Annotated in this window: 13 protein-coding genes and 5 pseudogenes; 10 read left to right on the top strand and 8 right to left on the bottom strand. The window is 57.9% G+C overall.

What is annotated here, in order from left to right; all coding sequences use genetic code 11:
- Positions 1-154 precede the first annotated feature (154 nt).
- The 4 genes from J0663_RS30835 to J0663_RS30820 all read left to right on the top strand — a co-directional run bounded on the left by J0663_RS30835 (position 155) and on the right by J0663_RS30820 (position 3011).
- Positions 155-1357, top strand: coding sequence for a cytochrome P450 (locus tag J0663_RS30835; RefSeq protein ID WP_207246278.1), 1203 nt, complete (start codon positions 155-157; stop codon positions 1355-1357).
- Between the two features lie 296 nt (positions 1358-1653).
- A complete protein-coding gene (locus tag J0663_RS30830; protein WP_207246277.1) occupies positions 1654-2139 on the top strand; it encodes a hypothetical protein in 486 nt (161 codons plus the stop codon).
- A gap of 213 nt (positions 2140-2352) precedes the next feature.
- Entirely contained in the window at positions 2353-2655 is a 303-nt protein-coding gene (locus J0663_RS30825; protein WP_207246328.1) for a toxin-antitoxin system TumE family protein, read from the top strand.
- Positions 2652-3011 (top strand): HVO_A0114 family putative DNA-binding protein, encoded by a 360-nt coding sequence (locus J0663_RS30820; protein WP_207246276.1) that lies wholly within the window; start codon positions 2652-2654, stop codon positions 3009-3011. The genes J0663_RS30825 and J0663_RS30820 overlap by 4 nt, the downstream gene beginning before the upstream one ends.
- Positions 3012-3072: 61 nt before the next feature.
- Here J0663_RS30820 and J0663_RS31575 read toward each other — a convergent pair.
- Together J0663_RS31575 and J0663_RS30810 are read right to left on the bottom strand one after the other, a co-directional pair.
- Positions 3073-3204: pseudogene (locus tag J0663_RS31575) on the bottom strand (WGR domain-containing protein); the annotation flags it as partial.
- Between the two features lie 106 nt (positions 3205-3310).
- Positions 3311-4726, bottom strand: coding sequence for an IS4 family transposase (locus J0663_RS30810; RefSeq protein WP_207246274.1), 1416 nt, complete (start codon positions 4724-4726; stop codon positions 3311-3313).
- 200 nt (positions 4727-4926) lie between these two features.
- Here J0663_RS30810 and J0663_RS30805 point away from each other — a divergent pair.
- Positions 4927-5226: pseudogene (locus tag J0663_RS30805) on the top strand (IS66 family transposase); the annotation flags it as partial.
- A 56-nt stretch (positions 5227-5282) separates the two neighbouring features.
- A complete protein-coding gene (locus tag J0663_RS30800; protein WP_207246327.1) occupies positions 5283-5555 on the top strand; it encodes a poly(R)-hydroxyalkanoic acid synthase subunit PhaE in 273 nt (90 codons plus the stop codon).
- A gap of 42 nt (positions 5556-5597) precedes the next feature.
- Here J0663_RS30800 and J0663_RS31570 read toward each other — a convergent pair.
- Positions 5598-5888: pseudogene (locus tag J0663_RS31570) on the bottom strand (IS3 family transposase); the annotation flags it as partial.
- A gap of 3 nt (positions 5889-5891) precedes the next feature.
- A pseudogene (locus tag J0663_RS30795) lies at positions 5892-6161 on the bottom strand (MerR family transcriptional regulator); the annotation flags it as partial.
- A 63-nt stretch (positions 6162-6224) separates the two neighbouring features.
- Between J0663_RS30795 and J0663_RS30790 the strand changes: the two are divergent.
- Both J0663_RS30790 and J0663_RS30785 read left to right on the top strand, forming a co-directional pair.
- Positions 6225-6407 carry a hypothetical protein gene (locus tag J0663_RS30790; RefSeq protein WP_207246273.1) on the top strand — a complete coding sequence of 61 codons (183 nt, stop codon included), beginning with the start codon at positions 6225-6227 and terminating at the stop codon, positions 6405-6407.
- A gap of 78 nt (positions 6408-6485) precedes the next feature.
- Positions 6486-6721 (top strand): annotated as a pseudogene (locus tag J0663_RS30785) (aldehyde dehydrogenase family protein); the annotation flags it as partial.
- Positions 6722-6889: 168 nt separating this feature from the next.
- Here the strand turns inward: J0663_RS30785 and J0663_RS30780 are convergent.
- The 4 genes from J0663_RS30780 to J0663_RS30765 all read right to left on the bottom strand — a co-directional run bounded on the left by J0663_RS30780 (position 6890) and on the right by J0663_RS30765 (position 11763).
- Positions 6890-8065, bottom strand: a complete 1176-nt coding sequence (locus tag J0663_RS30780; protein WP_207246272.1) for an E22 family MetX-like putative esterase — start codon at positions 8063-8065, stop codon at positions 6890-6892.
- 220 nt (positions 8066-8285) lie between these two features.
- A complete protein-coding gene (gene attM, locus J0663_RS30775) occupies positions 8286-9077 on the bottom strand; it encodes an AttM family quorum-quenching N-acyl homoserine lactonase (RefSeq protein WP_207246271.1) in 792 nt (263 codons plus the stop codon).
- Between the two features lie 48 nt (positions 9078-9125).
- A complete protein-coding gene (locus tag J0663_RS30770) occupies positions 9126-10286 on the bottom strand; it encodes an iron-containing alcohol dehydrogenase (protein ID WP_207246270.1) in 1161 nt (386 codons plus the stop codon).
- A 25-nt stretch (positions 10287-10311) separates the two neighbouring features.
- On the bottom strand, positions 10312-11763 hold the full coding sequence (locus J0663_RS30765) for an NAD-dependent succinate-semialdehyde dehydrogenase (RefSeq protein ID WP_207246269.1): 1452 nt from the start codon (positions 11761-11763) through the stop codon (positions 10312-10314).
- 72 nt (positions 11764-11835) lie between these two features.
- On the opposite strand from J0663_RS30765, the gene J0663_RS30760 reads away from it, so the two are divergent.
- Together J0663_RS30760 and J0663_RS30755 are read left to right on the top strand one after the other, a co-directional pair.
- Complete coding sequence (locus J0663_RS30760) at positions 11836-12663, top strand: IclR family transcriptional regulator (protein ID WP_207246268.1); 828 nt, start codon at positions 11836-11838, stop codon at positions 12661-12663.
- Between the two features lie 585 nt (positions 12664-13248).
- Positions 13249-14529 carry an ABC transporter substrate-binding protein gene (locus J0663_RS30755; RefSeq protein ID WP_207246267.1) on the top strand — a complete coding sequence of 427 codons (1281 nt, stop codon included), beginning with the start codon at positions 13249-13251 and terminating at the stop codon, positions 14527-14529.
- The last annotated feature ends 84 nt before the right edge of the window (positions 14530-14613 follow it).

Genomic DNA, 14613 nt, shown 5'->3' with positions numbered 1-14613 from the left:
TGCCGGTACTTCCCCGCTATTCGTGCGGTGGAATATCTGGCGCCGACAATCGCCGCGTAGGACGTCTGCTACATGCCGCCTTAAGTCATTGGCTGCCGGCAGCGCTTGCCGGTCACCTTCCGCCCTTTCATCGCATAGAGAGTGAAGTGCCATCATGTCCGGACAATCCTTGCCGACGCTGCCGATGTGGCGCGTCAATCACATCGAGCCCTCGCCCGAGATGTTGGCGTTACGCGCCAACGGTCCGATCCACCGCGTGCGCTTCCCGTCCGGGCACGAAGGTTGGTGGGTAACAGGCTACGAGGAAGCTAAGGCGGTATTGTCCGACGCGGCGTTCCGGCCCTCGGGAATGCCGGCGGCGGCATTCACCCCGGCTACGGTGATTCTCGGTTCGCCGGGGTGGCTGGGCTCGCACGAGGGCAGCGAGCATGCCCGGTTACGCACGATCGTGGCGCCGGCCTTCAGCAACCGCAGGGTGAAGCTGCTCGCGCAGCAAATCGAGGCGATCGCCGCGCAGTTGTTCGAGACGCTGGCGGCCCAGCCCCAGCCCGCCGACCTGCGACACTACCTCTCCTTTCCGCTTCCGGCCATGGTCATCAGCGCGCTGATGGGCGTGCCCTACGAGGATCACGCCTTTTTCGCCGAGCTGTCCGACGAAGTGATGACGCACCAGCATGAAAGCGGCCCGCGTAGCGCGGCGCTCCTGGCCTGGGAAGAATTGCGCACCTACATTCGCGGCAAGATGCGAGGCAAGCGCCAGGATCCGGGCGACAACCTGCTGACGGATCTGCTCGCGGCGGTCGACCAGGGCAAGGCGACCGAGGAAGAGGCGATCGGCTTGGCCGCGGGCATACTAGTGGCGGGGCACGAGAGCACCGTCGCACAGATCGAATTCGGCCTGCTGGCCATGTTCCGCCATCCGCAACAGCGCGAACGCCTGGTCGGCGATCCATCCCTCGTGGACAAGGCGGTGGAGGAAATCCTGCGCATGTACCCGCCGGGCGCGGGCTGGGACGGCATCATGCGCTATCCGAGGACCGACGTGACCATCGCGGGCGTGCATATTCCCGCGGAGAGCAAGGTCCTGGTCGGCCTGCCGGCGACGTCGTTCGATCCACGCCATTTCGACGACCCGGAAATCTTCGACATCGGACGCGCCGAAAAACCGCACTTGGCGTTCTCCTACGGGCCGCACTACTGCCTCGGCGAGGCGCTTGCCAGGCTGGAACTCAAGGTGGTGTTCGGTTCGATCTTCCAGCGCTTCCCGAGGCTGCGCCTGGCCGTGGCGCCCGAAGAACTGAAGTTGCGCAAGGAGATCATCACTGGCGGGTTCGAGGAGTTTCCGGTGCTCTGGTGATGCGCGGACACCACCGGGAATCGCGATCTTTCCGCAATTTGCCGGCGCACCTACATGGAGGCGAGCGGCCAAGCTGCTTTCGCGTTCTGACCATGCGGTTTCGTTGCTCCCGTTGCGGGGAGGGGTGGCCCGACCATCCCGACACCCGCGTCCCTTGCCCCACATGCCATGTGAAGGCGGGAACATGGTGCAAGCGTCCGTCCGGTCATCGCGCCGCCGAGCTTCATATCGACCGCGAGCACGCCGCCTTGCGGCCGGCGCGGCGCAGCTATCCCTCGATCTGCAGGACATTCATCATGGGTGATAAGAGCGTAGAGGACTCCCATCGGCGGCACGGAACCGAAAACGAACCTGACCGCCCCGCCTTGAGCGCGGACGGTCAATGGCGTGCCGACTATCGGAAGGCGCAACATCAGCGACGGCTTGCCGGGATACAGCCCGACCTATTCGGCGGTCCCGCGATCGAGCATCGCTATCGGAACGCGCCGCACCCTTTGCAAGACGGCTGGATGCCCGACTACGAGATCGAGCGGTTTCAAGACCACCCGCGACCGCCTCACGCGCAAGCGCATCATGCGGCTCTTTTCGAAGGGCTCATAGGAGGATCGCCCATGCCGACATTGCGAAACGTTCGCATCGATCTTGACCCCGTGGACCGGGCCACCATTACCGCCGCGTTGATCTTCTGGCGCGATGCGGAAACCCGCCCGAACGACTTGGAATATCTGTCATGCGGGTTGGCGAATTCGCCGCCCTCGATGCGCAGGGTATCGACAAGCTAGCCGCCGCGATCAACCAACGGCGACCTTCCCGGTGATGACGCGGGGAATTGACGGGGATGATCGAGGATCAGGAGAGGAAGGCCGGAACCGGCCCTTCTCGAGAGGAACGGTTTGGCCGAAACACGCGCTCCTGGAGCCTGCATCGGGGCGTCGAACCCCGGCGCCGGCTTTGCTGCGCAAGACAGCCCATCGCTGTTGTTCTTGACAACAACGATGGGTGATGTTATTAAAAACAACAAGGAAGCCGTGCTGATCGAAAAATCCAGAACCGTCGTCAGCGATACGGCATTTTTCGAAACGGTTCTGTGGCATGTGCCGATACCCGTGCCCGGCAGCAACCACCATTTCAAATATCGTCTGGCGCTGATCGTCAACGGCGAGTGCGTCATGCGTTATGACAATGAGCGCGGCAAGGGCGATCATCGCCATCTCGGTTATATCGAGGAACCGATAGTCACAACGCTGGAAGCATTGTTCGATGCGTTTCAGGCGGACATGGAAAGGATACTCGCATGAGGACGCTCGTCATCAGACTAAGCTCGATTGCCGATGCCAAGGCCCGCTTCGTGAATGCGGGGCAGAAGGCATTGGAAGGCGTCGTCGTTCCCGCTACGCCGTCGGTGAATTTTCCAAGCTACGACGACATGCACAGGGTTCTTGCGCCGCCGCGGCTTGCGATCGTGAAGGCGATGGCAGGGCAGGGGCCGCTGGCGATACGGGAAGTCGCCCGACGTGTCGGCCGGGACGTGCAGGCCGTCCATAAGGACGTGACGACGCTTGTCAACGCGGGTGTCCTGGACCGGACTGACGCCGGCGTCGAATACCCCTATGACCAGCTTCATTTCGAGTTCGATGTGAAGTCGGCCGCCTGATCCGGTCGCCAATCAGGCCATCGTTTTCTGGCCGCACTGGGGTTTCGGTTTGTATCCGTGCGACCGCCTCTTCCTCCCGAGGGAAATGGTGGACTTCCCTCTTGCCACCGGAGCCGATGCGCCCCCAGCGCCGCGTCAAGCAGGCCTCCCCAAACAACGTCGGCTCGATTGACATGGCGTAAAATCGGGCCATGTTTTTCGAAGCTTTCGAAGCTTTCGAAGCTTTCGAAGCTTTCGAAGCTTTCGAAGCTTTCGAAGCTTTCGAAGCGTCGAAGGTATGCATCCGGTGAAGCTTGCAATTACCCACATCTGAGTGTGGCCGCCATTTCGGTTCCGAGGCGAACGTCTGTCAGCCGGCTGAGGCCGCGCCAGACGACCGTATTTCCCGGTGGCGGATCTGATGTTCTTGCAAGGTAACCACCTAAACGAGCGAGTTTGGTGAGATAGAAGTTTAGCGATCCCGGCGTCGCTTGCCGGTTGCCTGCGTTGCTGACCATTTGATCGAGGATTTCAATTTCCCGTTCGGTGAGGGCCGCGGTTGGCGGTGTTTCGGGCGCTGTGCGCGCGAGCATTGTCAACCAGAGCACTCTCCAGCTCATGATGCAAAACACGGCGACGAGGTTTGCCAGTCGATCGGCCGTTCGTAGTCTTGCATCTTCAGCCCGGCAACCGGACTTGAGGATCTTATGGAAGACCTCAATCTTCCAGCGCATCGCGTACCATTTGATTTTTTCGACTGCCTCCTCGCAGCTATGCACCTCAAGATCCGTCAATATCTTCCACTCGATGCGCTTGCGGCCGGCCGGAGGGTTGGGCTCTACCGCGTGGATGACGGTAAGGTCCAAAGCAGGGTATCGCTTCTTCTTGCCGATGGGCGGCAGCACCCGGATCCGTTTGAATCGGATGTCCAGGTGGACTTTGGTGACCTCATCGGTGTCGGCGCGAACTTCGATGAGATGCCGGCCGACAGTTTCAACATCGCGCATTTCAGCCGATATCGTGTGATCCCCGTTGCCAGCCAGCCGGTCGACGACGGTGCGCACGACGAAGTGCGTGCCAAGCTCCTTGGTCAGGCAGTAGAGTTCGTAGATATCACTTTCGCGATCGCCTACATGAATGCATCGGTCTGGCTGACCGAGAAGCGCGACGGATTGGCACAGATTTTCAAGCCAACGGATGCTTTCCTTGGTTTCGATCGGAACACGTGTCGGATTGATCTTGCGTTTGAGCTGAGCCGTACCCTTGAACTTGTCGCGGCTCCAGAACTTGACGGCTGCCAACCCTAAGGGTAGCCCATCCAAGGTCACCGCAAGGCTCGAATGCATCAATATCCCGCAGACCGTATGGTGGCGCAGCCGCTCCTGTTTGTCACGGCCACTGTTGAGCGTAAAGCCAACGGCATGCGGATTACGGCGCTGATAGGTAAACTCGGTCGTGTCCTGCAGCACCAAGATCGGACCATTGGAAGCATCGTAGCGTTGAGCGGTCGCGGCGAAATGGCCGTGAAGGATATCGCCTTCCTCAACATTCGGGTTGGAGAAAAACCGATACGCGGCTTTTGTGTTGGCCCAGTCCTGGCAGGCGAAAGGAATGGAGCCGCCCATATGCTCTCCAAGCTGTCGTAAAAGTTCTGTGCAGCGTCGGCCAAGGCGAGCATCCTTGAAAGACCCCGCGTCTATTTCCTGCTTGCTCCAATGGCCGTCATTATCAGCCATCACATCGTCTCGAACCGACATAAAGCACCACCTTAAGAGAATCAGGTGCTCGACACAGAATCACAAGTGATTCTTTCGATTCAAGATTTCAGCGAAAGCTTTTCGTAGACGAGTCAGCTACTTATGGGTAATTGCAAGCCGGTCAGGGCCGTCTTGCGAGGTTGAGACGAACATCGGAAGTCCTAGTGCAAACACTAGGAGCCGCAGCGGAACGCCTGGAGCGCCGTCGCAAGCACAGTCTGCCGCTTGTCGGCGAACTGCACCGCTGGCTTCAAACCGAGCGGGCAAAACTGTCGCGCAGTTCTCCGGTCGCAGAGCCGATCGATGACATGCTGAAGCGCTGGAACGGCTTCGTGTCTTTCCTCGACGACGGCCGGATTTGTCTCACGAACAATGCCGCCGAGCGCGCGCTCAGGGGTTTTGCACTTGGAAGGAAGTCATGGCTCTTCGCCGGATCGGATCGCGGCGCTGATCGTGCTGCCTTGATAGTGACGCTGATAAGGAAGGAGACGCCAAGGATTTCGGCTGGCGCAAGGCTTTCGACAAGTGGAGGGACATTGCGAACAAGGAACTGATCAGCAACCTGCGCTCTAAGGATTTCCTCGCCGCGCAGCGCGATTTGCTGCGCGCCGCGCTGGACCTGCGCACCCGCCAGCAGCAAATGACCGACAGCGCCAAGCTGTTCGGCGTTCCGAGCCAGCGGGATTTCGACGAGCTGACGCGCCAGATCACGGAACTGAGGCGGGAGCTGCGCGCCTCAGGGCACAGCGCGATGCGGCCGAAGGTGCAGGCGGCGTCGCCACACAACCAGGAAAGGGATGAGCCATGACCGAACCCAGCGACACCGCACATGCAAGCAACGATAGCCTTACCGCACAAGCGTCTCGCAGATCGCACGAATACGACGTTCCGGACCGGCCTGATCGGCGTGGAGAGAGGTGTAGTGGTAGGTGGTTCGATCGAAGTTCAACGGCCCACACACGCCGGATCGAGACCATCTAATCCCGGCACATGTCCTTCACCCCTCCCGCTTCCGAGCAGGCCTTGGACGTGTCGGCGAATGGACCTCCCGCAACATATTGAGCTCCAGCGTCTGCTCTGCGACAATCCGTTTCAACCGGGCGTTTTCGTCTTCGAGCTGCTTCCGCTTCTTCATTTCCGGAATGGCATCACTCGCGTCCCGAGGCGTGCCCGTTTCTGGCGAAGACTTCCTGAGATCTTCGCGGATCCCCGCGATGGTGAGTCGTCTGTCTTTTCTGAGCGATGCGATACGCTTTAACCGCGTAACGTGGTCAGCGTCGTACCGCCGGTGGCCCTTTTCCGAGCGATCCGGTACGATGAGACCCTCCTTCTCCCAAAGCCGAAGTGTCGATGCAGAAACCCCCGCTAGACGTGCAGCCTCCGCAACGCGATAGATTTTCTTTTTGTGGTTCATCTCGGCACTTTCGTTCAGCCGCAATTTTGCCGGTTATAAGCACGCTCGATCCAAGGAAGCGTCTTGAACGCTGCATTGTTTGCAAAACGCGTTCGCAAAGGGAAAGACACGGGCACATTTGGAGAAAAATACCCGTGGCAGATCGAAATCAGTGTGGGATTTCATAGCCATGTGTTCGATTACTCGCAACAGCGACGCTGGCGAATTTATCAGTCAGGTCAGCGAGAAACGCCTTTCAAGGGCTGATCCTGCTCACCTGCGGCGTTGGGCCACATCATCCGCTTCCTCGCACCGATCACTACCGAGGAAACCGCTTTCGGCACATCGCTCGCACTGCTTGCAGAGCGCGCAGGCCTGTCGACTGGTGTCTTCATGGTCGTGCTTTCCGAGGATTCCCATTTATCGGCACGAAATTCACGGAGAACGAGAAGGTGCGCAAGCTCACCTTCACCGGCGCGACCAATGTCGGCAAGATCCTGATGCTCCAGGGCGCCAACGAGATCATGAAAGGCGGCGCCGAGCTTGGCGGCAACGCGCAGTTCATCGTTTTCGATGGCGCCTCGCGACGAGTGAGAGCGTAGCGGACCACCTCGGCTGTCTTGGACTTGCCGGAGACCACTAATTTTCCGATTTATGGACCCCGAGCACGGCGGGTGTGGCCGACTACAGCCACGACGACGGCAGCATCTGCTGGCTCGGCTTAAGGAAAAGGGAGGGCCCGCCCGCTCCTACTTGACCTCAAGAAATGCTCGAATTCGCTCTCCTGCCTGAGCAATGCTCAACACGCCATCCATGTGCCCTCGCGTGCCTTCCAATTCGACGAATTCGACTGGCGTACCGTCGGATTTGATAATCGTTCCTGTCTCTCGCACTGCATTTCCAGGAAAAATCAGGTCTTCATCGGTATAGATCAGCATCACGGGCACCTCGATATCCAGGAGCCCTTTGTACAGGCTGTCTTTGGGATGTCCAGCGACGAACAATTGATTGGCGCGCACCAGATAAAGGAAATGGTTCGCATCTAACTGGGCTACCCTTGCTGCGCCCGCCTCGTTCAGCTTCGTGACAACCTCATAGTCATTCGCCCAACTCTGCCCGGGATCCGCACCTTCTCTGGCCCAGTCACGCCCAAATGTGCCGTCGGTCCATTCTGCCGAATTTGCCTGCAGTGTTAAAGTCTTCATGGCTTGAGCCAGCCCCGCTTTTGGCGCCTGGCCGGTGTAATAATCTCCACCGTTCCAGTTTGGATCCAGTTTGATCGGCGACGCCCATACGTCCAGCCACGCGATAAGATTCGCGTCTGCCCAACCAGAGGAAATGACTGGAATCACCCGCTCCAACTTGTCGGGATAGCGTGCTGCCCATTCATAGCTTTGCAGCCCTCCCATGGAGGCGCCCATGACAGCATGCCATTTCCCAATCCCCAGTTGCTCCATCAGCCCTTTCTGCGTATCAACGAAATCGCCGATCGTCATGATCGGGAAATCCATACCCCAAGGCTTTCCTGTTTTGGGATTGGTCGTCGCCGGGCCGGTGGTGATGACGTTCGGATCGTTGGCACCGAGATTGACCGGTGTGTCGACCGACACGACAAAGTATTTGTCTGTATCGATGGGCTTGCCCGATCCGATGATTGCATCCCAATAGCCGGCGCTTACATCCTCCTCCTTATATTTCCCCGCCGCGTGACTGCTTCCGCTGAAAAAATGCGGAATCAGGATGGCATTATCTCTGGCTTTGTTCAGCGTGCCATAGGTTTCATATCCCAACCGCATTTCGGGAACCGTCTTGCCTCCACGTGTCACGAAGTTTTTCAGGGTAAATTCCCGCTTCTCAACCAATGGCTCGTACGCCAATGCATGGCCGGCCATCATGGCAATAGTGATGAGTATTTTCAGACGCATTTATTTCTCCCTCGTTGGGTTACCAATGAAGCAAAGTGGTCGCCTCAGCCTCGGTTTGCTTGTCACTGGAGCTCAAATAGATCCGGGTCCAAAACCCCATTCTTCCGCAAAAGACATCGCGAACACGCTGGGCTTTCGTAATTGCGCTGATATTCTCAGGTTCCAAAGAGGCGTATTCGCCCTCTATAGGATTATGACGCGGCTGTGGCCCGGCGGTTTCTCAAGAGTAATACTCTGGTGCCTTCTTGAAGCTCGACCACGCATCCGGGTCGTGACCGGTGACGACATTGGCCCCCGTCCTTTCCGCGATTGTGCGCAGCTTTTGTACAGAGCGAACGGTATCCACCGTTGATGCGAGGAAGCCAGGCAGGGCCTTTTCTTCCCAATGGTCGAGAGTGTAGGCCGCATCGATCGTCAGAAGCAGCGGCTCACTGTTGGGAAGGCGGACGAGAAAGGATTGATGGCCCATCGCATGGCCAGGACTGAAGATCGTCGTCAGCGTGCCGTCACCATAAACATCATAGAAATCGTCTTGAGTGCCGTTCAAAAACTGCCATTTCAGACCCGGGCGATCGAAATCCTTGCGGATATAGCCGCCACCGGCAAACCAGTCGGGGGTGAAAGCATATTCATACTCGGCCCGCTGCACGATATGCGTGGCATTCGGGAAACGGCCGATCGCGCCGGTATGGTCGAGATGCAGGTGGGACTGAACGACATATCTAACCTCGGCCGGATCGAAGCCGAGAGCTTTGACCTGATCGACGCAGCCTTTGTCCTTGTCAAGAACGGGCCAGTACACGTCGCAAATACCGCCCCAATGGCCGCGCGGGTCCGTTGCCACTTCAATGGCGTTACCACCGTCGATGATCGTGTGACCGTCGGGATGGGTGATGAGGTAAAAGGGAACCGGGATTTCGTAATCAGCGCCATTTCCCTGATTCATTTTGATGTTGTGCACCTTGCATTTCAGGGTGCCGGACTGAAGCATGTAAAGTCTGATATCCGTCATATTGGATCCTCCCGCGGTGATTTGAACGGTGAATTTCTGCGGAAAGCTTCAGAAGGCTTCCCGATAAAGGGCAAGCGCGTCTTCTTCCCGGACTTCGACCGGATTGTTGACGAGAAGGCGGGTTTGTTTCATTGCGTCAGCGGCGAGCATGGCGAGACTGTTGTCGGTTACACCGACATCGCGAAGCCGTCGCGGCGCGCCGCTTTCATCCATCAGCACCTGCATATGGGCAACAAAATATTCCGAACGGGCCGTGGCGTCGCCGCTTCCCGTGACGCCAAGCACATCGGCAAGCTCGGCGTAAAGCGGGGCAGCCTCCTGTGCATTGTAGCGAAGGACTGGGCCGAGCATCAGAGCGTTCGAAAGACCATGCGGAATGTGATAATGTCCACCCAGCGGATAGGCCAATGCGTGGACGGCAGCCACTGGGGAGTTAGAGAAGGCTTGGCCCGCAAGAGTTGCACCGAGAAGCATGCCTTCACGAGCATCCCGATTGGAAGGCTCCTTGCAGGCAGCGATAAGATTGCGGCCGAGCAGCCGCAGGGCTTCGCGTGCCAACGCATCCGAAAGCGGGTTTTTATTGTGCTTGCTGGTATAGGCTTCGATGGCGTGCACCATCGCATCGATACCAGTTGCGGCGGTGTGAACCTGCGGTAAACCGACGGTAAGTTCTGCATCCAGCAGCACGAAATCCGCGTATAGCTGCGGCGACACGATCCCCATCTTGGTCGTCTCGCCGGTGGTGATGATGGAAATATTGGTGACTTCGGAACCTGTGCCTGCCGTCGTCGGAACGAGAACGAGCGGGAAGCGCGCGCCCTGAACTTTGCCGACACCATACATATCGGCGAGTGATTGTTCTGTTGATAGCAGCACCGCCGCTAGCTTGGCTATGTCCAAGGACGAGCCACCACCGAGACCAATGACAATATCGGCTGCGACTTGCCGCGCCTCCTCGACACAACCATACAAAACGCTTTCCGGTGGATCGGCCACAACCTTGTCGAAAATCGCCACACTGAAACCAGCCGCCTCCAGACTGGCGGCAATGGGTGCAATCATCCCAGCCTTCACAAGGCCCGCGTCGGTGACCAAAAGCACCTTACGCGCAGCGAATCGCGCAGCGATGATTTCACCTATTCGCTTCGCTCCGCCCCAAGCCATCTCCATGGATGGGACAGTTCGAAATTCGAATGGATTGATCGTCATTAACTCCTCCCTCGTTGTCAGCCGTTTAAGCGATGGCCGAGCACAGATATTTGATTTCCAGATAGTCATCGATTCCGTAACGGGAGCCTTCCCGTCCGAGGCCGGACTGCTTGACGCCGCCAAATGGCGCCACTTCGTTCGAGATCTGACCGGTATTGTGACCCACCATGCCGTATTCCAGTGCTTCGGCCACTCGCCATGTCCGGCGGATGTTCTCAGTATAAAAATAGGCAGCCAATCCGAATTCCGTGTCGTTGGCCATAGCGAGCGCCTCTTCCTCTGTCTCAAAGCGGAAGAGAGGCGCGACTGGCCCGAAGGTTTCCTCGCGGGCGATCTTCATCGCCTGTGTCGCTCCTGTCAGGACAGTCGGTTCGAAGAATGTCCCGCCAAGGCTGTGTCGCTTGCCACCTGCGACCACTTTCGCGCCCTTCGCGATCGCATCGCTAATATGGTTCTCGATCCTGGCGATGGCCCCAGCATCAATCAGCGGTCCAATCGTTACATCCACCTGCGTGCCTTCACCGACTTTCAGTGCAGAAACCTTCGCCGCGAGCTTTTCAGCGAAGACATCGTAAACACCCGACTGCACGTAGATACGGTTTGTGCAGACACAGGTCTGACCAGCGTTGCGGTATTTTGAAGTGACGGCCCCATCGACGGCGGCATCGAGGTCCGCGTCGTCGAAAACAATGAAGGGTGCGTTGCCGCCGAGCTCCATGGACAGTTTCTTTATCGTCGGCGCCGACTGCGCCATGAGAATTCGCCCCACCTCGGTCGATCCGGTGAAAGACAGTTTTTTGACTATGTCGCTTTCCGTCAGCACCTTGCCGATCTCGCGTGCTTTTCCTGTCACGATCTGCAAAGCGCCAGCAGGAATACCCGCCTGCTCGGCTAGAACGCCGAGAGCCAGCGCCGTGAGGGGTGTCTGCTCGGCCGGCTTCACAACCATGGTGCAACCGGCAGCCAGCGCAGGCGCCGCCTTACGTGTGATCATTGCTGCCGGGAAGTTCCACGGCGTGATTGCTGCGCAGACACCGATGGGCTGCTTGAAAACCAGGATGCGCTTGTCGGTGGTTGGTGGAGGTATGATGTCCCCATAGACCCTCTTTGCCTCCTCGGCAAACCATTCGATAAAGGAGGCGGCGTAGAGCATTTCCCCTTTGGCTTCGGACAGCGGCTTGCCCTGTTCAGCCGTTATCAGCGCGGCCAGATCGTCCGCGTTTTCTATTATCAGATAGAACCAGCGGAGCAGGACGGCCGCTCTTTCCTTCGCTGAAAGCGCGCTCCACGAACGGAACGCCATTTCGGCCGCTACGACCGCCTGCTCAATATCTGCCGCCTCCAGTGAAGGAACGGTGCCGACAATCTCCCCCGTCGCGGGGTTCTTAACGGCGATGTTGTTTTGAGAGCCGGCGACCCACTTGCCATCTATCAGGCATCGATCGCGCAGGAGTTCCGTTTTTTTTAGATTGACCATGACCTCTTCCGAACATATAGTTCAATTTGCTGAACTAATATCTTTATATTGAACTATCAGGGGGTGTTCGAAGTGTCAAGTACACGACGCGCCGCAGGGGAAGACACTGCGGTCGGAAAATCCGTCGATTCTGTTCCGGCGCTCAGGCGCGCGGTTTCGATCCTCGATCTTGTCACCAATTCTGGCGACGCAATGTCGGCCGCCGACATCACACGGGCGATGTCGCTGCCAAAGAGTACGGCGCACGGGCTACTTGGTGTCATGATTGAGCTTGGCCTGCTCGTTCGCAAACAGGACGGCACGTACCGCCTCGGCCCCCATCCTATGCGCTGGGCGCACGGCTTTCTGTCCGAGATGGACATTGTCTCGATTTTCCGAAATTACTTCGCTTCCGATACCACATTGTCGCCTTACACAGTCACATTGACAACTCTTGACCGTGACGAGGTCGTCTATATTGATTGCCGAAATTCCGACCAGCCCCTGGGCCATACTTTCCGGATTGGAATGCGTCTTCCTGCCACCTTTACCGCGACCGGCAAAATGCTGCTTTCCGAAATGCCGGAAGATAAACTCGAGGCGCTGTTCAGCGCAAACTTTCCTCCGCCCATCACCTCGAGAAGCGTCAAAAATCTTGGCTTGCTAAGGCAGGAGCTAGCTGACATCCGTACGCGCGGTTTTTCGATCGATAACGGTCAGGTTCGCGAAGGGATGATTTGCATCGGCACCGCTGTGCGGGATCACACGCGATGCGCGGTTGCCGGCATTGCCATCAGCCTTCTGGAAAGCGAAACAACTCCGGCGCTCATCGAGTCACTCGGAGAGACGATGCGCAGATCAGCCGCCATTCTTTCTGAGCAATTGGGGCATAACAGCTCATCACACTTCCGTGACGAATGATAGCGTAGCATTTGGCGAGGGCGGAAATTCATTGCCGACCGAGGGAGGCCAGGTGGGGTGGCTCCGTTTGGCAGCGCGTCTGTTCCTTGACCCCAACGCAGTCCCAGCCTCGAACCGAAGGGCTGCAAAAATCGTTCATCTGGGCTCACTATCACTCCGATGCAATATTGACGTGTGAACCGTCGGGTGATCGATGTCGCGGTTTCCCCTTCAGTCGAGAATAGCTGCATAAGCAGGCTAACGAAAATCTTCTCCGTGTCGACTTGTTGATGAAAGCTTTGCCGAGCATCGAGCTCTCGGGGAGTTCACGAGAAGCCGTCCTCATATTCAGTGGTTCTTCGTGCGCCTTACGGTTCTTTTTCCCTTTCGGAACAGTTTGCGCCGCGGCTTGTACTCGCTTGTTGGCTGGACAGTTGTTCCAGCATCTTGACGCTGGTTGCAATTTTTAATATACACAGTAATGAACTGAGTTCATTATAATGAACTCAGTTGCACAACCGCAGCGTGAGAGGACGCTTCTGCCTGCAACGCAAGGGCATGTGTCATTGCATCAGATCCGGCAATTTGCCGTAGAGGAGGAAACCTATGAAAAAGTCGTGGTCTCTGACCATTGCAGCCATCTTTCTGTCCGCCACCGCCCCCGCTAGTCTCATGGCTCAGGAGTCGAAGCCCTTCACGATTGGTGTCGTGACGTTCCTTTCCGGCGCACCGGCCGGTCCCTTCGGCATCCCCGCAAAGATTGCCGCCGAAGTCTTCGCCGAGCAGGTCAATGCTGGTGGCAAGCTCCCGGCGCCGTATGACAAGGCCGGCTTCGGCGGCAGTCCAATCGAACTCGTCGTCATCGACGAGGCCGGTGGCACCACCAAGCAGGTTTCCGAACTACGCAACCTCGTAGAACAGCAGGGCGTAGACATGATCGTCGGCTACACATCCTCAGGCGATTGTCTTGCGGTCGCGCCTGTTGCCGAAGAACTGAAGACCATGACACTTCTCTTCGATTGCGGCACGCCGCGTATCTTCGAGGAAGCTGACTACGAATATGTATTCCGCCCCGTTGCAACCGCGACGATGGACAACGTCGGTGCCGCGCTCTACGTCAACGAGACAGTCAAGCAATTCAACACCTACGCCGGCATCAACCAGAACTACGCCTGGGGTCAGGACGCGTGGAACGACTTCGAGGGCACACTGAAGAGCCTTCGCCCCGAAGTGACGCTGACGACGTCGCAGATGCCGAAGCTCGGGGCCGGTCAATACAATACCGAAATCTCCGCAATCCTTGGCAGCAAACCCGATATCATTCATTCGAGCTTCTGGGGTGGCGACCTTGAAGGTCTCGTGCTTCAGGGAGCGCCGCGCGACCTGTTCAAGAACGCCAGTGTCGTTCTGACGGCAGGCGAAACGGCGATCCATCGACAGGCCAAACAAATCCCAGATGGCACCATCATCGGCGCCCGCGGTCCAAATGGTATCTTTGCACCGGAGAACGCCTATAACGGCTGGTTCAAGAACGCTTACAACGCAAAGTCCGCCACGCCCCCCAGCTATCCGTCCTACCACATGGTGCAGACGCTTTTTGCGGCGAAGTTCGCTTATGAGAAGGCACAGGGCGGCGATGCCGCCAAGACGCCGACTACGGAGGAGATCGCCGCTGCTCTCAAGGGCGCCACCTTCCAGGGTCCCTCGGGCGAAGTGAAGATGTCGCTGGGCAAGGGCAACCAGGCTGTGCAGGAAATGGTCTATGGCCGCACCAAAACCGTCGATGGCAAGCTGATCTTCGTCGATGTGATCCGCTACGCTCCAGAAAGGGTGAACCCACCGGAAGGCATGACCAGCCATGAGTGGATCAAGAATAAGCTGAAGTGATTCAGAAATGTTCATCGCGGCATCGCTTGCGCGGGTTTTCCCGGCGCGTTTGGCGCCGCAATCCCTTTGAAGCGGTTTTCACCC

Source organism: Rhizobium lentis (genome assembly GCF_017352135.1).
Classification (GTDB): domain Bacteria; phylum Pseudomonadota; class Alphaproteobacteria; order Rhizobiales; family Rhizobiaceae; genus Rhizobium; species Rhizobium lentis.
Note: the sequence above shows the minus strand (reverse complement) of the source record. Positions and strands in the feature narration are given on the sequence as shown.